We start from the raw sequence: 20,558 nt of genomic DNA, 5'->3' as shown, positions 1-20,558 counted from the left end.
CGCGCTGCCGACGTTCCAGATCATCCCACGGGGCGCGCGGGCCGCGGCACGCGCGCTGCCGGACCGGTGCTAACCGGGGGCCGGGGCCGGCTGCGCCTCCTGCCAGGCCGCCGCGCACAGGGACTCGGCGACCGCGGCCGTGTAGCGCGCGGAGGCGAGCCACTGGATGGCGAACCCGTCGGTGTCGGCGGGCAGCAGGCGGCCGAAGTGGTCGCGCTCGCGGGGGGCAGCCGCCGCGCACAGCGCGGTGAGCAGCCCGGCAGCCGTGGGCAGGCCGGCGCGGCGGACGCGGCCGGCCTCGGCGGAGACGTCGCCGAGCGTGCCGAGGGCGGCGCGGCCCGCCAGGACCGCCTGTTCGACCCGGCGTTCCAGGAGGTACGGGGCCGAGGTCGCGCCGGGTGCGGACGGCGGGAGCGGGACGGAGGGCGCGGGGGCGGGGAGGTCGGCGCGGCTCAGGCGGTCGAAGCCGAGGTCGAGCGTGCCCTCGCCGGTGGGGTGCGAGCAGGCGAGGAGGGTGAGCCGGGGGTGGGGGGCGGGCACCAGGCGGCCGATGATCCGCAGCCGTGTTCCCGGGGCCGCGGCCAGGAGGTTCAGGTTGTCGCGGTGGGCCAGGGCGGGTTCGTCGTCGGCGGCGGCGAGGTGGACGGCCGGGCCTCCCGGGAGGCACCGGGCGAGCAGGCAGGCGCCTCCCGGCTCCGCTGCGGCGCCGAGGAGTTCGACCTCCAGGAAGAGCAGGTCGCTGCCGCCGGTGGCCGGGGCGTCGTGGCGGGAGGAGAACCGCAGGGCGCGGGCGGCCTGTTCGGAGGGAGGCGTCTCCCACAGGGCGGCGAGCGGTGGTTGCGTCCAGGCCGTGCCCCGGGCGGCGACCGCCTTGACGCCCTTGCCCGCGCCCAGCCGTCCGTCCGGTGAGACCGTCGCCCCCGAGACCGCCAGGCCCGCCCGGCCCAGCTCGCGGTGGGTGAGCGCGGTGTCGCCCAGGCGCACGGCCCGGTCGGCGACGCCCAGAGCGCGTCCGGCGCCGCCGGGCGCCACGTCGCCGACCGTGAACAGGCGGCCGTCCGCCGCGGCGACCCAGGTGCGGGCGCCGCCGTGCCCGGTGTCGGTGATCACGGGTTCGGTGAACAGGCCGTGGAGGCGGAGCGATCCGTCGGCGCTGTACGGGCGGCGGGCCTGGCCCCGTGCGGCGGCCAGGTCCGTCCCGGACGCCGTCCGCACCCGGTGCGCGGTGCCCAGGAGCTGGGCCAGGGCGGTGACCAGGTCGGCGGTGCGGTAGGAGGGGTCGCCGGTGCGGGCCGCGCGCAGCAGCGTGACGACGGACAGGGCGGCGCCGGCGGCGCGCGGGAGCTGCCGGAGGCGGGCGGTGTGCGCGGCGCGCAGGAGTGCCGACTGGGTGACCGCGCCGGCTCCGTCGACGCCGGACTCCAGGACGGCGGCCCCCGCCGACCAGAGGGCGTCGGCCGCGGCACGCTCGGCGGGACTCGCCGTCTCGGGAGGGGAGGCGGGGCCGGGGGCCGGGGTGGGACCGGCTGCGTCGGCGGCGCGGGCGGGCTCATCGGCGGGGGCCGACGGGGGGCCCGGCACCGGGTTGGCACCAGCGGCGGCCGCTGCCGCTTCCGTCGCCGGGGCGTCGGTGCCGGGCTCCTCGGCGGGGGCCGGCGGCGGGTCCGCCACCGGGGCCGCGCAGGCGGCGGCCGCGCGGTGGACGCAGGACGGGGCGAGGAGGCAGCCGCAGCTGAGGGCGTCCACCGTGCGCACCGCCCCGCCCGGGGCGTACAGGCGCAGCTCGGTCTCGTCGTCCACCGCGATCGTCACCGTGTCCCCGTCCCGGCGGGCCGGGCGGGCGGCGAGCTTGGCGACCGCCGCGTCCAGGCGCTTGCGCAACCGGGGCGAGAGGTCCTCGACCAGCGTGGCCGTGACCTCCGGTGCGACGGGCGGCAGCGGGGTGGTGGTCATGCGGTCTTCTCCCCTATCCAGCGGGCCAGTTCGAGTGGGCTGAGGGCCGCCACCGGCATCCCGGCGGCCACGAGCTGCCCGGCGACGCCCGTGGAGTAGCGCGGCCGGCCGGCGTCGTCCAGGCTCGCGCAGCCCAGGACGTGGCAGCCGGTGGCGACCAGGTCGCGCACCTCGGCCAGCAGCCCGCCGAGCGGGGCGCCCTCCTCGAAGTCGCTGATGACGACGACGAGGGTGCGGCTGGGCACCTCGACCAGGCTGCGGGCGTGCCGCAGTCCGGCGGCGATGTGCGTGCCGCCGCCCACGCTCACCTCCAGCAGGAGGGAGAGGGGGTCGTGCACCTGGCCGGTGAGGTCGACGACCTCGGTGGAGAAGGCCAGGAAGTGGGTGCTCAGGGTCGGCACCCCGGCGAGCACGGACGCGGTCAGCGCGGACCAGATGGTGGACGCCTCCATGGACCCGGAGACGTCGGTGACCAGGATCAGCCGCCAGTCGGCCGAGCGCCGAGCGCGGCTGCGGAACACCGGTTTCTCGGGGATCACCCGGACCGTTCCGTCGGCTGTCCGGCGGGCGGTGGCGAGGTTGGCGCGCAGGGTGCGGGGCAGGTCGAGGCGGCCGCCGGGGCGGTGGGTGGGCCGGGCCGTCATGGCGCCGGTGAGGGCGGGGCGCAGCCGGGTGGCGAGCTGCCGGGTGAGTTCGTCGACGAGGTGGCGGACCAGCGGGCGCAGGGCCGCGAGACGGGCTTCGGGGAGGCCGCCGGCGTACCGCAGGACCGTGCGGAGCAGCGCCACGGACGGGGTGACGGCCGCCGGGTCGAGTGCGGCGAGGACGTCCTGGCGGCCCGTCGTGGCCGCGGCGGCGAGGACTTCCTCGCGGATGCCGGGGCCGAACAGCGCGGCCAGCTCCTGCGACCATTCGCGCACCCCGGGGAACGAGGGCTCGCGGCCGCCGCGCCCTCCGGTGCCCGCGTCGGGCATGCCCGCGCGGGAACCCTCGCCGTGTCCCGTGCCGTACAGCTCGTCCAGCGCGGTCGCCAGACGGGCGGCCCCGGCGGGCAGTCGGCCGGGACGCCTGCCGAGGACGAGCCGCCAGCGGTCGGCGGGCGCGATGGTCCGCGCGGCGGTGCGGGGGGCGGGCGGGCCGCCGGGGGGCGGAAGGGGGCCGTCGTCGGGGGCGGGGGGCGGGACGGGCAGGCCGAGGCCGGCCAGGAGGGCGCGGGCCGAGAGGTCGGCGGCCGCCCGGCGGGCCAGTTCGGCGGGGTCGTGGCCGCCGGGGAGGTCCACCCGTTCGCCCAGCCGGTCCTCGACGGTGTCCAGGAGCCGGTCGCGGGCGGCGGGGCTCAGCGTGTCGAAGCCGCCGCGCAGGGCGGGCAGCCGGGCCAGGAACGCGCTGTCGTCCAGTTCGACGACCCGGCGCAGCAACGGGTCCAGCGCGCCGGTGCCGACGGTCAGGAGGGGGCCCGCCACGGTCAGGAGGCCGGTGAGGCGGGCGGTGAGCGCCGACCGGGAGGAGCTGTCGGCGGCTCCGTCCACCCAGGAGGCGACGCGGCCGCCGAAGGTGTCGGCGTCCTCGTGGCCGGTGAGCACCCGGACCGCCCCGGCGGCGGCGGCGATCAGCGGGGTGCCGTCGGCGGCCAGCCGGGCGAGGGCGTCGGTGAGCCGGATGCCGCCCAGCCGGTCGGCGCGCTGGGCGAGTTCGAGCAGGGCGCGGGCGTCGGCGGGCTCCTCGGAGCCGGTCAGGCCGTCGACCTGGCGGACGGCCGCCGCGGTCAGCAGCTCCGCCGCGTGCGCGGTGCGGGCGGCACGGGCAGGGGCGGAGGTCGTGCCGGGGTGGGTGTCGGGGGCGGTGGAGGTGTCGGCGGGGGTGTCGGTGGCCGCGGCCGGGGTGTCGGTTGCCTCGGCGGGGGTGCCGGGGGTGGGAGGGACGCCCGAACCGGAGGGCACGGCGGGAGCAGGGCGGCCGGGGGAGGCGCGGTGGCCCTCGGGTGGGGCGAGGCCTGGCAGGTGGCCGGCGTCGATGCGGTCCAACAGGTCGAGTCCGGCGAGGAGTTCGGGCAGGGTGGCACTGGCGGGGAGCACGTCCGCGAGTTCCGCCAGGCGTGCGTCGGCCAGGGCCGGGAGCCCGCACTGGGCGGCCTCCGTGAGGCCGCGGACGACCTGTGCGGTCGTCGGGCCGCCCTCCGCGCGCTCGGCGGCGTGCCATTGCCGCAGCAGGCCCTCGGCCGCCTGGGCCGGGGTGACTCCGCGCGCTCCGGCCGCGGTGAGCATCGCGGCCGTCGCCGGGGTCCAGCGCACCTGCCAGCGCGTGGTGAGTCCCTCGGTGCCCGCCGCGCCGGTGACCGTCTGCTCCTGCGCGTAGGGGATGCCGCACACCGTCAGCCGGCGCAGCAGCAGTTCGCGACGCCGGTCCAGGGCGGAGCGCGCCGGGTCGAGCCGCAGGTCGCGCGGTGTCCTCTCGTACGCGTCCGCGGGGCCGGGGAGCGAGAGCGCCGCGGTCTCCGCCTCGACGGCGGGGCCCAGTCCGCCGCGCGGCGCGGCGGGCGCGGGCCGTCCCGTACGCCCGCCGACCAGTACCTGTTCGAGGGCGCGGGCGACGGCGCGTCCCGTGCCGTAGGTCTCGCCGCGTCCCAGCACCGTCTGCACGGCTTCGAGGAGTTCACCGCGGCCGGGGGCGGGCAGCGCGCGCAGGCGGGCGAGGTCACCGGCCACGCGGACGACCTCGCGCGCGTCCGCCGGGCCGTAGGGGTGACCCTGTTCGCGCAGGGCGGCGCAGAGCCGGACCGTGGTGCGGATCAGCGCCTCGTGCAGCGCGGCCGGGTCCCCGGCGGCGTCCAGGACGGTGTGCTGCCACTCCGGGTCGCGGATGCCTGCCGGGTAGCCGGACCGGGAGTCGAGCAGGGGGTACGCGTACGGGACCAGGGAGACCGTGCAGGCGGCGGGGGCGCCGCCGTCCGGCCCCGGCCCGTGCGACGGGTCCGGGGTCCCGGGTGCGTCCGTCGCGTACGGCACGAGGCCCCCTTCGGCGGCCGGAAGCAGCGCCGGGGTGTGGAACGCGCCCACGACCACGGCGGGCCGCTGTCCGTCCGCCAGGGCCTTGGCGAGGTGGCCGCGCATGCACGCCTCGCGTGCCAGGTCCGTGCCCGGCACTCCGCCGTGCGCCTCGGCCTCGTGGCGCAGCGCCCAGCCGGTGAGCAGGGCGGCGCGGCGGATCGCCTCGGGGGTGGAACCGGGTGCCTGGGCCTCCACCAGCCGGTCCCACAGGTCGTCGCCGTCCCGGCCGGTGAGCCGGGACCGGAGTGCGGCGGACAGCCCGGCCCCCTCCCCCGGGCCGGCGGTGGGAGCCGGTCCTTCCGGTCCGCCCCGGGCCCAGGCCCGGTCGGCCAGCGGGAGGTCGCAGGCGACGGCCGGGACCCCGTTGCGCGCGGCCCAGCGCAGGGCGACCAGTTCCGGTGAGAAGTCGGCGAACGGGTAGAAGGCCGGGCTCCGTTCGTCCGCCGGCCCGCTTCCGTCGGCGGGCACGGCGGCCAGGGCCACCGGGGCCCGGGTCTCCTCGTGGGCGAGCCAGCCCAGCCAGGGCTGGAACTCGGCGGGCAGTTCGACGAGGAGGACGTCGGGGGCCGCCGCGTCCAGCAGTGCCGGGAGGGCGGCCGCCAGCGAGGGGGCGTGGTGGCGCACGCCGACGAGGAACGGCGCGCCGGGCCCGGCCGCCGCGAGGGCCGCCACGGCGGCCTCCGGGGCGGGGGACGGTGTCCGGGTGGCGGGCCGTGTCGCGGCGGCCGGGGGCGGCGCGGGGGCGGTCGGGTGGTTCATCGGTCAGTTCTCCAGCACCGCGCGCAGGTCCCACAGGGCGCGCCAGGTGGCCGAGCCCTGCTCCGCGCGCCTGCGCACCGGGCCGTCCCAGTACCCCAGCAGCCGGGCCGCGTCGGCGGGGTCGTCCTTGCGTACGACGCCGAGCAGGTGGCCGGGCAGGAGGGACAGCACGTCCCGGTCGCCGGGGAAGTAGGCGGCGGCCAGGCCCAGGGAGCCCGCGACGGAGACCGCCTCGGCGGTGCTCATGACGGTGGAGGGGCGTTCGACTTCCCAGCCCTCCACGGAGCGGCCCTCGCGCAGGTCCCGGAAGGCGGTGACGAGTGCTTCGAGGATCGCGTCGTCCACCTGGTAGGCGGCGCCGACGCGTTCGACGGCCGCCCGGGACTGGCGGCGGACGAGCGCGGTCTCCGCCGCCACGTCGCCGATGGGGCCCACGGTCTCGAAGTTGAAGCGCCGCTTGAGCGCGGCGGACATCTCCGAGACGCCCTTGTCCCGCAGGTTGGCGGTGGCGATGAGGGTGAACCCGGGGGCCGCGTGCACCTGCGCGCCCTCGGTGCCCGCGAGTTCGGGGACGGCGATGCGCCGCTCGGAGAGCAGGGAGACCAGGGCGTCCTGGACCTCCGGGAGGCAGCGGGTGACCTCTTCGACGCGGGCGACGGCCCCCCGGGTCATGGCGGTCAGTACCGGGGAGGGCACCAGGGCCTGCCGGGAGGGGCCCTGGGCGAGCAGCAGGGCGTAGTTCCAGCCGTACTTGAGCTGGTCCTCGGTGGTGCCGGCGGTGCCCTGCACGGTGAGCGCGCTGGTTCCGCAGACCGCCGCCGAGAGGAGCTCGGAGAGCATGGACTTGGCGGTGCCCGGCTCGCCCACGAGGAGCAGGCCGCGTTCGCCGGCGAGGGTGACCACGCACCGTTCGACCAGGGCGCGTTCGCCGACGAACTTCTGCTCGACGACCAGGCGGCGCGGTGTCCCGGCGCCCGGCCGTGCGCCCTTGGGCAGGGCCAGGGCCTCGCCCGCGCTGCCGGTCACGAACGTGACGACGGCGCGCGGGGTCAGCAGCCAGCCGGGCGGCCGGGGCCCGGTGTCGTGGGCGGCGAGGAAGGCCAGCTCGGTGGCGTAACGGTCCTCGGGCAGGGTGACCTGGCGGTGTTCCCCGGCGGGTCCGGCCGGGGGCGCGGGGGTGGAAGCGGTGGCGGTGTCGTTCGTCATCGTCGGCGGCCCTTCCGGGGTGCGCGGGTGTCCAGTTCTTCGAAGGCGGGGGCGTCGCCGCCGCGCACCCGTGCCCAGGCGGCTGCGTACAGCGCGGGCACGGACAGGTGGGGGACGGTGCGGGCGGAGCCCGCCACCGGGTACAGGCCCTCCTTCCAGGTCTCCAACGGCAGGCCGGGGGCGCCGCGTTCGAGCCAGCCGCAGGGGAGGAACAGGCTGCGGCCCGCGCGCGAGCGCTTGGCCTCCACGACGAGGTCGGTGGCGGCGAGTTCCGCCCGGGCCTTCTTGACGCGGGCGGGTTTCCATCCGGTCCAGCGGACGCAGTTGCGGTCCGTCGGGTCGGGCAGGGCGAGCAGCATCAGGTACAGGGCGGCGGCGTCCGCGCTCAGGCCGAGGGCGGCGGCGGCCTCGCTCACCGTGCCGGGCACCGTGCGGGCCGGGTCCTGGGCCGGGTGGTGGGGGGAGCCGTCGGGGGCGCCCGCCGCGACCAGCGCGTCGGTCTCCTCGCTCAGCAGGGCGCGCAGGGCGAACAGGTCGTCGGTGCGGTGGGGGCTGACGGTGCCCTCGACGAGGCCGAACGCCGGGTCGTCGGGGCCGGTGAGCCCGGCCGGGCGGATCAGCAGCCGTTCGTTGTCCCCGTGGCCGGGGGCGAGGAGCAGCGCCGTACCGGCCCTGACCAGGCCGTCGGCGGCCGCCCCGCCGGTCTCGGGGAGTCCGTGGGCGGCACGGATCGCGAGGCCGATCGAAGTCCCCGACTCCGTCCAGTCCAGGCCGAGTTCCAGCACCAGGAGCGGGTCGGCCAGACGCTCGCGCAGGACCGCCAGAGCGGCGGGCAGGTGTGCCCGCAGGGGATGCCCGTACGGCAGTGCGTAGGCGAGGGTGCTCAGGGCGGTCCGGGCGCTGCGGAGCACACCCTGCGCCGGTACCCGGCGCAGCTTCGGGCCGCCGGTGCCGTCGGGTACGTCCGTGCCGTGCGCGAGCCAGCTCCGGGCGCCCGCGTTGAGGATCAGGTCGACGGCCTCCGGGGTGGTGCCGGTCAGGTCGAGCTCCAGTTCCTCGGGGACGCGGACGAGGGAGGCCAGCCGCTCCCGCCAGACCTCGGCCGCGGCCCGCACGTCGGGGCCCGTGGCCCACAGCTCGGCCGGGTCCTCGGGCAGCAGCGCCCGCAGCAGGGCGTGCCGGTCGGCGCGGGGCAGGGCGTTCAGGTTGTTCTGCGCGGCCTCGAAGGCGCGGGTCTTCACCCCGAGGAGGGCGAGCGCCTCGGGGCCGGGCTCGCTGACGGCCGCCGACAGCAGGGCGGCGGACTGGAGGGGGCCGATTCCGGTGGCGGTGTGGAACGCCTCGGCGGCTTCCGGGCGCCAGGGGGCCGGGCCGTGCTCCCGTACCAGCGCGACGAGCCGGGTGAGCCGGTCGCGGCCGACGCCCTGGGCGTACACGCGCTCGCCGCCGACGGTGAAGCCGGGGACGGGGCCGAACACACCGGTCGGATCGTGGTCCAGGGCGGTCCAGCGTGCCGCGTCGCGGCGGTCGTTGTAACCCCGGTCGGCGATGATCACGACGGTGCGGGGACCTCGGCGCAGCACCTGGCCGAGGCGGGGCACGCACTCCTGCCAGCCTGCTGCCCGGGCCGCGAGCGGCTCGACGAGCTCCACCCGCCGGACCGTGCCCGCGGGGTCGGCCAGCGGGCCCGCGGCGAGGGTTTCCAGCAGGACGAGGAGGCCGGCGCGGTGTGCGGCGGAGGTGGTCTGCGAGGCGGCCCGGAGGGCCAGCCGGGGCAGCGTGTCGAGGAGGGAGGTCCAGGTCTGGGCGTCGCCGGGCACGGTGCACTCGTCGCGCTGCCAGCCGTCGACGGCGGGGAACGGCGTCGTGGCCGGGACGGGCGGGCCGAACGCGGGCTCGCCGCCGAGGACGTGGTTGACGGCGAGGATCTGCCGGATCGTGGTCCAGCGGCTGTCGCCTCCCCACCAGCCTCCGTGGATGCGCTCGGAGTTCCAGGCGGTGGCGTCGCGCAGCGTGGTGTCGTCGGCGTGTTCGGGCTCGTGGTCGAAGAACATGCCCTTGACGCGTGCGGTGTCGCGGGGTGCGGCCGGCCGGTCGGGCTTCGGCGGCTCCAGGTAGCGGGCGGCGGCGGCCGATCGCTCCACCGCGTTCCTGACGAGCGCGGCGACGCCCGCGCGGAGCCGGGCGTCGGTCACCTTGGGCAGCACCCGCGCGACGGCTTCCTCGCTCATCTCCTGCACGGTGGGCCCGGTGTACTTCTCCGCGGCCCGGAAGGCCTCGTGATGGCGGGCGACGGCGGCGGCGACCTGCCGGAACAGCTTCCGCACCCGCGAGTCCGTCAGCTTCCGCAGCGCGGCGGAGCCGCGTTCGTCCCTGGGGCGCAGGGCGTGCCAGTAGGGGACGGGAGGCACGTAGGGGGTGCCCGCCGCGTCGTTTCCGCCGCGGGAGTCGGCGGTGACGGACCACAGGGGGCCGCCGGTGCCGTCCGTGTCCGCCGGGTGCGCTTCGACGGACCGGTGGTGCAGGACCGCGACGGGCCGTGTTCCGCCGGGCAGGCCGAGGGCGCCGAGCGGCACCCGGGAGCCGCCGTCGGGCAGCGGGTCCGGCAGGGCGACCGTGCGGCCGTCGGGGGTGCCGGTGACGATCCGGTGCCCGTCGGCGGGGGCGGCGGTGCCGGGCTCGGTGACCGTACGGCGGACCCAGCGGCCCAGGACCGCGCCGTCCGTGCCGAACGGGGTGCTCTCCAGGCCGGGTTGCAGGGGCAGCACCTGGCAGTGCTCGGCGAGCAGCCGGGTGCCGTCGAGCACCCCGGAGCGCAGGAACGCGGGGAGGGACGCGCGGCCGTGCGTGCCGGTGGCCGGGTCGTACTCCAGCCACACCCGTCGGGTGCCCTGGCGGCCCTCCCGCCACAGGGCGGCGCCGTCGCCGATGACGACGCGCTGGGGCGGGAGGGCGGTGTCTCCCGCGTGCAGGGCCTTGCCGCCGGTGGCGCGGCCGCCGCCGGGCAGCGGCAGGCACACGTCGTCGAGGGCGCCGGAGCCGCCCCAGCGGAGGGACTGCTCGCCGCCGACGGTGAACACCTCGGCGGGGCGGTGCGACCAGTAACCGCGCATGGCGCCGTCCTCCCACCACATGACCAGCAGCTCCCCGTCGACGTAACGGAAGGCGTAGGTCCGCCACGGGTCGTCGGTGGCGGGCACCCGCAGGGTGTGCCGCAGCAGCACCCCTTCCGGGCCGACGACGACGGCCCGTTCCAGGGTGTTCAGGACGAGCGCGGGCCAGGCGCCGGTGACCCCGACGCTCTCCGACCTGCGGTGCTGCCGGCGCGTGCCCGCGGGCCGCTCGATCTCGGCGGCGAGTTCGGCGTACGTCTCGTCCAGGGCGGGCCAGCCCAGTTCGTCGAAGACGCCGGTGCGCAGGGTGGACGCGAGCAGCGGCAGGAGGTCGTGGCGCTTGAGGAGGCGCACGGCCTCCGGGGCGACGTCCGCGACCACGGAGCGGAACGGCGAGAGCCGCTGGAGTGCGGCGCGCAGCCCGGGGAGTCCGCGCGCGGCCGTGTATTCCCCGGCGCGTGCGGTGAGCCACTCCCGGAGGATCTCCGAGAGCACGGGGTGCGCCGCCAGCTCGGCCAGGCCGGTCTCGAACGAGTGCTGTCCGCGCTGCCCGCCGAGACCGCCGACGGCCCGGCTCAGCAGGGCGCGGAACAGGGGATGCCGGGCGACGGCGGTGAGGTCCCGCGCGCCGGGCGCGGTGTCGGTGAGCCAGTTGCCGACCGGAAGGGCGGGCGGCTGACCGTGGCCCGTGCCGTCCTCGTCCGGCTCGGCGACGGGGATGCCCGAGGCCAGGCAGAGGTCGAGGAGGTCCAGGTCGGCGTTGCGCTGCCAGCGGCCCTGGAACAGCTCGACGGGAGTGCCGTCGGCGCGCAGCCGGTGCGCCATCCGGGCGGCCAGGTCGAGGGTCTGCGGGCTGCGGCCCGCGGTGGCCCGGTCGCGTCGGCGGTGCGCCTCCCAGCGGGCGAGCCAGTCCGCCGGGGAGACCGTGGCGGAGGGGGCCTGGCCGGAGGCGGTGGAGGTGTCGGGGAGGGCCGTCAGCAGGTCTTCCGCACCGCACTCGGCCAGCAGCGCCAGCCACTGGGACTCGCCGTCCGTGTCCTGGTCGCTCTCGCTGAAGCTGTCGGGGAAGAAGCCGAGGAGCCGGACCCGTACGGCCGCGTCCTCGCGGGCGAGGGCGACGAGGGCCGAGCGGTAGGCCGTCCAGAACGAGGCGGGGGCGCGGACGACTCCCGGGGACCCGATCAGGTCGGCCACCAGGTCGCGTTCGGCGCTCGCGCGCTCCAGTCCGGCGGCCTTGACGAGGGCGCGCACGTCCTGCGGCAGCGCCGCGTACGGCGGCATGCCGGCGGCGCAGCGCTCGACCAGCAGACGGCGGAACTGCGACCAGGCGGAGGCGGGTTCGAGGCGGGCCGCCAGGTCGCGCACGTACTGGCGCAGCGCCTTGACGGTCAGCGCGCCGGCGAAGGCGAACTCCAGGAAGACGGCCCGCTGCCGGTCCTCGTCCACGACCAGCCCGTGCACCCGCTCGGCCTCGCGGGCCTTGCCGAAGAAGGAGGCGGCGTAGCTGGTGTTCTCGGCCTGGAGGAAGAGGCGTGCCACCTGTTCGTAGTAGGTGGGCAGGAAGTGGGGTACGGCCCGGCCGAGTCGGGTGCCCAGGGCGTCGAAGCCCTCCTTGGCGGCCCCGGCGCGGGTTCTGGCCTGTCGGCCGAGCCGTTCGATGTCCTTGACCAGGGCCAGCGCGTGGTGTCCGTTGGCCGGGTCGTTGACCAGGGCCCAGGCCGGGAAGCCGAGCGTCTCGCGGCGCACCTGGCCCACGACGGGGGCCTCGGCGGTCCGGGCCAGGCCGAGGAACTCCAGGGCCAGGTCCTCGGCCTCGCCGAGGGTGCCGGGCACGAGCCGGACCACGGGGCGGTCGCCCAGGGCGGGGTGGGTGTAGGTGCGGGCGGTCAGCGCGTCGGCGTCGTCCCGGTCGGTGGTGCGGGCGGGGAGGATCGCCCCGGCGTCCAGCAGGGCCGCCGCGCGGGCGCCGGCGGCGGGCGTCGCGGTGTTCACGCCCGAGGCCTGGGCGGGGAGGGGCGTCGCGCCGGGAGAGGCGGCGCCGGCCGTCGTGGCGTTCGCCGCCGGGGAGCCGGCCGTCGCGGCGTTCGCCGCCGTGACGTTGGCCGTCGTGGCGTTCGCCGCCGCGTTGTTCGTCGTGGCGTTCGTCGCCGCGTTGTTCGTCGTCGTGGTGCTCATGCCGCCCGCTCCTCGTCCTCGACGTCGCGGCCCGCGTAGAGCGCCGCCGCCATGCGCATGCCCTCGGACCACGCGACGCGGCCGACCTCGGCGGCCGTCAGCGCGCGCCCCGAGGGGTCGGTCCAGCCCAGCGGGCCCGTCTCCGTGTCGTACTCGCCGTATCCGTCGTTCTCGCCGATCCAGATGCGGGCCTCGACGGTCGCGCCGTCCTCGACGACCGGGCAGACCGCGTATCCGCCGCGCGAGCGGTAACCGAGCTGGGTGACGCGGCCGTGCAGGAAGCGCAGTTGCTTGAAGACGCCGCCCGCGTAGGTGTCCACGGAGGTGGTGTCGGGGGCGAGCCCGGCCGGGCGGCGCCACACCTCGCGGAACAGTTGCTCCACGTTCTGGCGCACTTCCAGTTCGACCGCGAACTCCCGCAGGTCCTCGAGGTCGTCGAGGAGAACGGGGTGGGGCACGCTGACGACGTCCGGAGTGATGCGGACCGTGTCGCCGTCCAGGTCGACGAGCCCGAGGCCGCGCTCGGGGTCCACGTCGCGCAGGAACCCGGCGACCCCGCCGTCCGCACCGGTGACCACGACGTCCCGCAGGGCCGCCTGCCACGCCGGGTCCGGCCAGACCCGGGCGAGCACGGCGGTGGGCACGGGCAGCGAACGCACCATCCACTGCTCGACGTCGGTCCTGCACCGGCGTTCGTGCCGGTCCAGCCACTCCGTGAGCTGCCGGAGCCCGACGACCGCCGGGTCGTCCTTCAAGCCTGCCGGGACGGACTTCAGCCGCCGGCCCTTCCCGTTGCGGCAGACCACCTTGCCCGCCTCCAGGGCGACTTCGTAGTCGCCCGCCGGAACCCACCCCATGCGCTGTTCTCCCCGCTGTCTCGAACGGTGCTGTCTCGAACGGTGTTGGCTTCGAACGGCCGCCGGTCCGGCGGCACGTTGCTGCGTCCCGTCAGCGGCAACGCACCGTGACGAGTGGAACAGACTGTAGGTGTCACCACTGACAATGCGTTCGGGCGGATGCCGGATCGGCCAGCGAGGGGGAACGACGCGGACGGTCTTCGACGGTGCGTTGAGCGCCGGTCACCGACAGTTCCAGGTGGAGGGGCGCCTCGGTCCCGAGGACGGCGAGCGGTCCTGAGCCGGCTCGCGTGTGATCATGCAAGGGACCGGGACGGCGTCCCCGCCCGCCGGCGGCGCGGCGGGACGGAGAGAAAGGGGTGCCGAGCATGTCCGAACAGCGGGACCGCTGGGCGCAACTGACCGACGGGCAGGCCGGGGAGGACTACGCCCGGCGTTTCGCGCGGCTCGCGGAGTCGGGCCACGACGTGCACGGCGAGGCCGCCTTCTGCGCGGCCCTGCTGCCGCCCGCCGCCCGCGTGCTCGACGCCGGCTGCGGCACCGGCCGGATCGCCGTCCGGCTCGCCGAGCTGGGCCATCGCTGCACCGGCGTGGACATCGACTCCTCCATGCTCGCCGTCGCCCGCCGCGAGGCCCCCGCCCAGGAGTGGCTCCTCGGCGACCTGTCCCGGCTCGACACCCTCGGCCTGGAACCGGACTTCGACCTGGTGCTCGCCGCCGGGAACGTCGTCCCGCTGCTGGCCCCCGGCACCGAACCCACGGTCGTACGCCACCTGGCTTCCGCCCTGCGCCCCGGCGGGCTGCTGGTCACCGGCATGGGCCTGGACGCGGCCCATCTGCCGCTGCCGGAGCCGACGGTGACCCTGGCGGAGTTCGACCGCTGGTGCGCCGACGCCGGGCTCGTCCTGCGGCAGCGCTGCGCCACCTGGGACGCCGACCCCTACGAGGACGGCGGCGGTTACGCCGTGAGCGTGCACGCCCGCCCGGCCGCCCGCCCGGACGCCGGGCCAGATGGCGTGTCGGACCGCTGACGTATCCTTCCGGCCGTCCCACACCGACGGTAAGGACCGATCCGTGACTGACCTTTCTGCCTTCCCGCTGCCCTTCCTCGCGTCCCCGACGACGGCGTACGCGAAGCCCCGCACGCTGCGGGAACTGGACATGATGCGGTGCAGCGCCCTGATCCGCTCGAAGCCGCAGTGGTTCGTGAAGAGGAACGACCCCGAGATCGTCGCCCGGTGGACGCGCGAAGCCCTCGACCAGGGCATGACCGAGGCGCAGATCCGGTACGTGCTCGACGAGCTGGCGTACTACGCGGGGCTGCGGGACGAGCGGACCGGCGCGGAGGCGGCGGCCGTCGACGGGGTGTGGCACTCGGACACCCTGGTCGAGGACGGACTGCGGGAGCGGCTGCGCGCGGCGGTGCGGGTCCTGGAGGAGGTCCCCGAGGAGGAGAAGGACTGGCACCCGGGCTCGGACGGCCAGGTGCTGGACCTCATACATCCCTCGCTGTTCTGCCTCGTGCAGGGGGTGAGCGGGGGCCCCGAGCGGGCGTGGCAGCACCCGGAGGTGCGGGGCGCCCAGTTCGAGTACTCGAAGCGGTTCCAGTGGCTGCCCACGGACGTGGAGGTGGCCGAGGACGGCACGGTCGCCTTCCGGTCGTACGTGAACAACGTCCACCCGGTGGACCACCGCGAGCTGGCCGCCGTCCTGCCGGAGCTCTTCGCCCGGGCGCGGCCCCTGCTGGAGAACGTGCTGACGGACCTGCGGCACCCGCGCCCGCTGCGCATCCAGGCCGACCCGTACTCGTGGTACGACGGCACCGAGCCCGTCGAGCCGGAGGGCGAGGACGGGGACGAGGGCTACGAAGAGGCGTACGCGGCGTACGAGACGGCGCAGGACAACTGGTGGTACGACCGGGTTCCGGCCGTACCGGACGCCCCGGAGTTCGTCGCTCCCGAGCCGGTCCCGGCGGACGCCCGGGTGGACCTGCGCGGCCGGCGTCTCCAGGTCATCGTGAAGCTGGCCACCCTCCACCTCACCCCGGAGAAGCCCGAGTACGCGGGCGGCTCCTGGCACGTGGAGGGGATGATGAACGAGCGGATCGTCTCCACCGGCATCTACTACTGGGACAACGAGAACATCACCGAGAGCCGGCTGGGCTTCCGGGCGGCGCTCGACGACCCGGAATACGAGCAGAACGACAGCAACGGCATGAGCGACGTCTACGGGCTGAACGACGAGGACCCGCTCAACCAGGAGCTGGGGGCGGTGGCCACCCCCGAGGGGCGCTTCCTGGCCTTCCCCAACACCCTTCAGCACCGCGTCGGCTCGTTCCGCCTCGCGGACCCGACCCGGCCGGGGCACCGCAAGATCCTCGCGTTCTTCCTGGTCGACCCGTCGGCTTCGATCGTCTCGACCTCCGACGTCCCGCCGCAGCAGCCGTGGGCCGAGACCTCGACGATGACGCTGGAGCAGGCGAAGGACTTCCGCGAACAGCTCATGCAGGAGCGGAAGTTCTTCGTCTCCGCGCACAACAACGAGCTCTACGAGCGCGAGTTCTCCCTCTGCGAGCACTGAGGCACCGGGGCGCCCGAGCGGTTGAGCCGTCGGGCGGACGAGCGGACGCGGTGGTGTCGCGCCCTCAAGTTCCTGCCGCGCCCGGTGACCCGGTGACGTTCCGGGTCCCCGGGCGCGGCAGGGGGGCGGGCACCGCTGTCGCGGCTAGAAGTAGTGCTTGCGGCCGCCGATCGCGCGACCGGTCGCGCCGAGGATCCACAGCACGGCTCCGACCACGACGAGGATGCCGCCGACGGTCGTCAGGAGCGACACGTGGGCGAGGATGCCGATGATGAGGAGGATGACGCCGAGGACAATCATGGGAATTCCGATCTTCAAGACTTCGGTGCGTACGGCCTTGCGCCGACCGCGGGGCAGCAACCGCTTCGCGCCGGTCAGGCGCTCGATTTCTGCGGTGCGACGATCATGTGCCCACCTCCTGGCACCTCATGCGCCGACGTGACATCTGTCTGTGCGCTGCTCGCACGGCGGCGATCGTATTTCTTATTATCGCCCTACAAACGGCTATATACGACATTTCATGAATATTTGACCGCGAAGCTCCTCCGCAAAAAACTATCGTTCTAGCGACGACCGTTCCGACAGTGATAGCTTCGGGCGTCCCACGCCCATCGAAGCATCCGAGCAGAGGCGGTCGCCCATGCGCCCGAAAGTCCCGTCCCGACGGCGCGGGTTCCGTGTCGTCGCGTGGTCGCTCGTCGCGGCCCTGGTCATGGCCGCCGGTCTCGGTGGCGTGGTGCTGTGGCAGCACACGTACGCCATGGTCGAGCAGCGGGTCTCGATCCGTCACGGCGGGCACACGCTGCACGGCGTCCTGACGCTGCCCCGGGACGGCCGCGGACGGCACGGTCTGGTCGTGTACGTCCACGGGGACGGGCCGGTCGACGCCACCCACGGCGACGGGTACAGGCCCCTGTGGGAGGCGAACGCCAAGGCCGGGTACGCCTCCCTCTCCTGGCACAAGCCCGGTGTCGCGGGCGCGCCCGGCGACTGGCTCGGCCAGTCCATGGACGACCGGGCCGACGAGGCCGCCGCCGCGATCGCCTGGGCGCGGAGACGCCCGGACATCGACGGCGACCGGATCGGGCTGTGGGGTGCCAGCCAGGCGGGGTGGGTCGTGCCGAAGGTCGCCGCCAGGACGCGGGTCGGCTTCGTCGTCGCCGTGTCACCGGCGGTCAACTGGCTCCGGCAGGGCCGTTTCCACCTGCTCGCGGAGCTGCGGGCCGACGGCGCGTCCCCGGCCGTCGTGAAGAAGGAGGTCGCCAGGAGCGATGCCACCCGGCGGCTGCTGGAGCGCGGCGCCTCCTTCGCGGAGTACGTCCGCGCGATGGACGGTGACACGCGCGGCATGACCGCCGCGCGCTGGGGCTTCGTCGCCACGAACTACACCGCGGACGCCACGCGGGACCTGCGGGCCCTGCGGGGCGTGCCGGTGCTGCTGGCCCTCGCCGGCCAGGACGTCAACGTGGACACGGCCGACACCGAGCGGGTCTACCGCCAGGTGCTCGGCGCACAGGGCGCGTTGCGGGTCGCGCACCACCCGGACGCCGGTCACTCGCTGGTCAGGCGGACCGTCGAGCGCTCGGAGCTCAGGACCACGCTCACGGCGCTCTTCGCCCCGCGGGCCCTCTTCGCCGACGGGTTCCTGGACGGCCAGCGGCACTTCCTCCAGGGGCTCGGCCGTTCCACGGCACGGTGAGCCGGGCCCGTGGGCGACGGGACCGGGTCACGGGGACGCGCGCCGGGAAACCGCGCCGGGCGTCGTCCGCGGGGTGTGAGCAGGTATTTCTCGGACTGGCGTACCAAGAGTGAACCCCCCGGCCATCCCGCACTCCGCGTGAGAGCGCGGTGACATGCTGTTCCCGTTGATCGGATCAGCAGACGGCATCGCCGCGCACGCCCCGGTACCGGCATGGCGGAGCGGGCCCTTCGCGGGGTCCGCAGGGGGAGGCGCGGGGATGCCCCGGGAGGGCGCGCGCATGCAGCAGACAGTCGGCGACGGGGCCCCGGCCGCCGTGGCCCCTCCGCGGAAAGAGACCGACGGGCGGCGGCGCGTGCCGCGGCACGTGGCCTGTGTCATGGACGGCAACGGGCGGTGGGCGCAGTCGCGCGCCCAGCCGCGCACCTTCGGGCACAGCGCCGCCGAGGCGGCCGTGATCGACGTCATCGAGGCGGCCCGGTCGGCCGGCGTGGGATGGCTGAGCCTGTACGCGTTCTCCACCGAGAACTGGGGGCGGCCCAGCACCGAGGTCGACTTCCTGATGCGGCTGGTGCGGCGCGTGGTGCGCAAGCACGCGTTCTTCCTGCACGCGCGCGGCATCCGCTGCCGCTTCCTGGGCGTGAGCGATCCCCGCATCCCCGCCGAACTGGCCCAGGACTTCGCCGACTTGATGACCCTGACCGGCGACAACCGGGGCATGACGCTGACCGTGGCCTTCGACCACGGCGGCCGCGCGGACATCGTCGCGGCGGCGCGCTCGCTCCTGCGCAGCGGGACCCCGGCCGAGGCCGTCACCGAGCAGACCTTCGCGGACCACCTCCCCTACCCGGACACGCCCGACGTGGACCTGGTGATCCGCACCTCCGGGGAGCAGCGCATCTCCAACTTCATGCTGTGGCAGGTCGCGTACGCCGAGTGGGTCTTCCCGCCGGTCCTGTGGCCCGACTTCCGCGCTTCCCACTTCCTCGAGTGCCTGCACGCCTACCGGTTGCGCGACCGCCGCTTCGGCGGCGTGCTGCCGGACGAGATCGGAGCATCCCGACCATGACCCTCCAGGACGACACGGACCCCACCCGCCCCGACGGCGCCCCCTTCCGCAGCGGGCCCGTGGCGAGCCCGGACCCCCGGTTCGGCTCCTTCTTCGACGACCCCCGGTGGGTCCTGGCCATGATCCGGGCGACGGTGCTGGAAGCCGCGCACCCGGCGATCGGGGCCGCCCTCATCGAGAACTCCACCTTCGTCGCGCACCCCTGGCGGCGGCTGCGCAACACCTACCTGAGCATGCAGCGCATGGTCGGGGCCGACGGGCCGACGCGGGAGCGGGAGGCGGCGCGGCTCAACCGCATGCACGCCCGCCTCAAGGGGACCGACGCCCGGATGCGGCCCTACGACGCCATGGACCCCGATGCGCGCGCCTGGGTGGTGGCGACCCTCTTCGAGAGCTCGGTGACGATGTTCCGGCTGAGCGGGCAGCCGCTGGAGCAGGAGTTCATGGAGGAGCTGTACGCCGAGTTCCGGGGCACGCTCACCCTGATGGGCGACGAGCCCGGGCATCTGCCGGAGACCCTCGCCGCGTTCTGGCCGTACTACGACCGGGTGGTGGCCGAGGAGTTGGAGAACACGGAGGCGATGCGGGTCATCCTCTACCGGCTCTTCGACCACCTCCCCGCTCCCCCGCTGCTGAGCGGCCTGCCCACGCTGTGGGCGACCGGCCGGGCCGTCGTCGCCCCGGTGGTGGGGGCGATCGCGGTGGCCTCGCTGCCGGAACCGTTCCGGCGTCGCGCGGGGCTGCCCGAACTGCCGGGCGCGCAGACCCTGATGCAGGGCGCCTATCTGGCGGTCGGGCTCGCCCGGTTCCTGCCCGCGCGCTGGATCGCGCCCGAGAACGTCATCGACCTGCTCTCGCTGACGCCGGACAGCGACGATCCGCGGGCCAGGACCCTCGCGGCCGTGCGCTCCCGGATCAAGCGGGCCGGCGCCCTGATCCGGCTGGTCTCCCCGCTGCCCGACCCGCCGGAGCCCACCGGGTACGCGACGCCGCCGGCCGCGCGGGCGAACGCGCACCGGCAGGAGACGGAGGAGTTCTTCCGGCAGGTGCTGGACCAGACCGGCAACGGCTCGCTGGACTGGCCGGACCTCGCCGCGATGGCCCGCGAACTGGCCAGCCGGCTGGACCTGGACGAACCCGAGGAGACCCGGCTGTACCAGGCCTTCGCCGACTGGTGGCGCGAGCTCCAGGCGGCCCTGGACACCGACGGCGACGGCAGCGTCAGCGCCGAGGAGTACGCCGCCGCCGCGCCCTCCCTCGCGGGTCCCGCGCTCATCAGGGTCGCCGAGGTCCTCTTCGACGTGACGGACAAGGACGGCAGCGGGCACATCGACGCCGCCGAGTACCGCACGCTGTTCCGCACCGCGTTCCGCCGCGACACCGCGCCCGCCGCGGGGGCGCCGGGGGCGACGTACACCCGCAGTGCCTTCGTGAAGGAGTTCCTGGCGTTCATGTCCGGCCGGCAGCGCACCACCCCGTTCGACCCGCTGCTCGCGGAGGCGTGAGCGGGGCGCGGACACCGGGGCCCGGGGCCGCCCGGCCGGGCGGCCCTCAGGCGTCGCTGGCGGGGGAACCGCCGGAGAGGCTGTCGGCGAGGCGGGCGAGCAGGGCGGCGAGGTGGTCCCGATCCCGGGCGCCCAGTCCGGCGAGGAGCCGGCGCTGGTTGTCGAGGTGGGCGGCGATGAGTTCGTCGGTCAGCGTGACGCCCTCGGGGGTGAGCGTGATGAGGCGGCTGCGCGAGTCGGCCTCGGACACCGTCCGGACGACCAGGCCCCGGGACTCCAGGCGGTCGACGCGCTTGGTGATCGCGCCGGTCGTGACCAGGACCGTCCGGCTGAGGTCGCCCGCCGACAGCGCGTAGGGCTCGCCGGAGCGGCGGAGTGCGGCGAGCACGTCGAAGTCGCCGTTGCCCAGGCCCGCGGCGGCGAAGGGCGGGCGCAGCCGCTGGTCGAGGTCGTCGGCGAGGCGGAAGAGACGGGACGTGACGAGCATAGGCGTCACGTCCAGGTCGGGGCGCTCGCGGTGCCACTGTTCGACGATGGCGGTGATCGGGTCTTCCGGCATGCCTTCACTCTATCTTCCACGGATGATAAAACATCT

The 20,558-nt window shown here is 75.8% G+C and carries 12 protein-coding genes; 5 read left to right on the top strand and 7 right to left on the bottom strand.

From position 1 onward, the window contains the following. Positions 1 to 69: 69 nt before the first annotated feature. Genes ACZ56L_RS12365 through ACZ56L_RS12345 form a run of 5 tightly spaced genes read right to left on the bottom strand, consistent with a single transcriptional unit; the run spans position 70 to position 13,110 of the window. Entirely contained in the window at positions 70 to 1,953 is a 1,884-nt protein-coding gene (locus ACZ56L_RS12365) for a hypothetical protein (RefSeq protein WP_471063588.1), read from the bottom strand. After that, a complete protein-coding gene (locus tag ACZ56L_RS12360) occupies positions 1,950 to 5,759 on the bottom strand; it encodes a vWA domain-containing protein (protein ID WP_471063586.1) in 3,810 nt (1,269 codons plus the stop codon). Before ACZ56L_RS12360 ends, ACZ56L_RS12365 begins: the two co-directional genes overlap by 4 nt. A gap of 3 nt (positions 5,760 to 5,762) precedes the next feature. Next, positions 5,763 to 6,965: an ATP-binding protein gene (locus tag ACZ56L_RS12355; protein WP_468689074.1), complete on the bottom strand. Its 1,203-nt coding sequence runs from the start codon at positions 6,963 to 6,965 to the stop codon at positions 5,763 to 5,765. Beyond that, the gene (locus ACZ56L_RS12350) at positions 6,962 to 12,253 is read right to left on the bottom strand and encodes a hypothetical protein (protein WP_471063584.1); all 5,292 of its coding nucleotides are present in this window, start codon (positions 12,251 to 12,253) and stop codon (positions 6,962 to 6,964) included. Before ACZ56L_RS12350 ends, ACZ56L_RS12355 begins: the two co-directional genes overlap by 4 nt. After that, entirely contained in the window at positions 12,250 to 13,110 is an 861-nt protein-coding gene (locus ACZ56L_RS12345; RefSeq protein ID WP_401761999.1) for a DUF4132 domain-containing protein, read from the bottom strand. Before ACZ56L_RS12345 ends, ACZ56L_RS12350 begins: the two co-directional genes overlap by 4 nt. A 368-nt stretch (positions 13,111 to 13,478) precedes the next feature. On the opposite strand from ACZ56L_RS12345, the gene ACZ56L_RS12340 reads away from it, so the two are divergent. Then, entirely contained in the window at positions 13,479 to 14,141 is a 663-nt protein-coding gene (locus tag ACZ56L_RS12340; protein WP_471063581.1) for a class I SAM-dependent methyltransferase, read from the top strand. Then, positions 14,122 to 15,690 (top strand): DUF4246 domain-containing protein, encoded by a 1,569-nt coding sequence (locus ACZ56L_RS12335; RefSeq protein ID WP_471063579.1) that lies wholly within the window; start codon positions 14,122 to 14,124, stop codon positions 15,688 to 15,690. The genes ACZ56L_RS12340 and ACZ56L_RS12335 overlap by 20 nt, the downstream gene beginning before the upstream one ends. 144 nt (positions 15,691 to 15,834) lie before the next feature. On the opposite strand, the gene ACZ56L_RS12330 is transcribed toward ACZ56L_RS12335, so the two are convergent. Next, positions 15,835 to 15,990: a DUF6131 family protein gene (locus tag ACZ56L_RS12330; RefSeq protein WP_345227363.1), complete on the bottom strand. Its 156-nt coding sequence runs from the start codon at positions 15,988 to 15,990 to the stop codon at positions 15,835 to 15,837. 340 nt (positions 15,991 to 16,330) lie between these two features. On the opposite strand from ACZ56L_RS12330, the gene ACZ56L_RS12325 reads away from it, so the two are divergent. The 3 genes from ACZ56L_RS12325 to ACZ56L_RS12315 all read left to right on the top strand — a co-directional run bounded on the left by ACZ56L_RS12325 (position 16,331) and on the right by ACZ56L_RS12315 (position 19,963). Next, a complete protein-coding gene (locus ACZ56L_RS12325; RefSeq protein ID WP_471063577.1) occupies positions 16,331 to 17,389 on the top strand; it encodes an alpha/beta hydrolase family protein in 1,059 nt (352 codons plus the stop codon). A gap of 379 nt (positions 17,390 to 17,768) precedes the next feature. After that, a complete protein-coding gene (gene uppS, locus ACZ56L_RS12320) occupies positions 17,769 to 18,458 on the top strand; it encodes a polyprenyl diphosphate synthase (protein WP_380837151.1) in 690 nt (229 codons plus the stop codon). Further along, entirely contained in the window at positions 18,455 to 19,963 is a 1,509-nt protein-coding gene (locus tag ACZ56L_RS12315; RefSeq protein WP_471063575.1) for an oxygenase MpaB family protein, read from the top strand. Before uppS ends, ACZ56L_RS12315 begins: the two co-directional genes overlap by 4 nt. 46 nt (positions 19,964 to 20,009) lie before the next feature. Here ACZ56L_RS12315 and ACZ56L_RS12310 read toward each other — a convergent pair whose 3' ends face one another. After that, complete coding sequence (locus ACZ56L_RS12310; RefSeq protein ID WP_345227373.1) at positions 20,010 to 20,522, bottom strand: MarR family winged helix-turn-helix transcriptional regulator; 513 nt, start codon at positions 20,520 to 20,522, stop codon at positions 20,010 to 20,012. Positions 20,523 to 20,558: the final 36 nt, after the last annotated feature.

This window comes from Streptomyces sp. NPDC039736, assembly GCF_055596485.1.
Note: the sequence above shows the minus strand (reverse complement) of the source record. Positions and strands in the feature narration are given on the sequence as shown.

Excerpts from the sequence above, each read along its gene's own strand:
- ACZ56L_RS12365 (WP_471063588.1), bottom strand. The coding sequence starts at position 1,953 with ATGACCACCACCCCGCTGCCGCCCGTCGCACCGGAGGTCACGGCCACG.
- ACZ56L_RS12360 (WP_471063586.1), bottom strand. The coding sequence starts at position 5,759 with ATGAACCACCCGACCGCCCCCGCGCCGCCCCCGGCCGCCGCGACACGG.
- ACZ56L_RS12355 (WP_468689074.1), bottom strand. The coding sequence starts at position 6,965 with ATGACGAACGACACCGCCACCGCTTCCACCCCCGCGCCCCCGGCCGGA.
- ACZ56L_RS12350 (WP_471063584.1), bottom strand. The coding sequence starts at position 12,253 with ATGAGCACCACGACGACGAACAACGCGGCGACGAACGCCACGACGAAC.
- ACZ56L_RS12345 (WP_401761999.1), bottom strand. The coding sequence starts at position 13,110 with ATGGGGTGGGTTCCGGCGGGCGACTACGAAGTCGCCCTGGAGGCGGGC.
- ACZ56L_RS12340 (WP_471063581.1), top strand. The coding sequence starts at position 13,479 with ATGTCCGAACAGCGGGACCGCTGGGCGCAACTGACCGACGGGCAGGCC.
- ACZ56L_RS12335 (WP_471063579.1), top strand. The coding sequence starts at position 14,122 with ATGGCGTGTCGGACCGCTGACGTATCCTTCCGGCCGTCCCACACCGAC.
- ACZ56L_RS12330 (WP_345227363.1), bottom strand. The coding sequence starts at position 15,990 with ATGATTGTCCTCGGCGTCATCCTCCTCATCATCGGCATCCTCGCCCAC.
- ACZ56L_RS12325 (WP_471063577.1), top strand. The coding sequence starts at position 16,331 with ATGCGCCCGAAAGTCCCGTCCCGACGGCGCGGGTTCCGTGTCGTCGCG.
- uppS (WP_380837151.1), top strand. The coding sequence starts at position 17,769 with ATGGACGGCAACGGGCGGTGGGCGCAGTCGCGCGCCCAGCCGCGCACC.
- ACZ56L_RS12315 (WP_471063575.1), top strand. The coding sequence starts at position 18,455 with ATGACCCTCCAGGACGACACGGACCCCACCCGCCCCGACGGCGCCCCC.
- ACZ56L_RS12310 (WP_345227373.1), bottom strand. The coding sequence starts at position 20,522 with ATGCCGGAAGACCCGATCACCGCCATCGTCGAACAGTGGCACCGCGAG.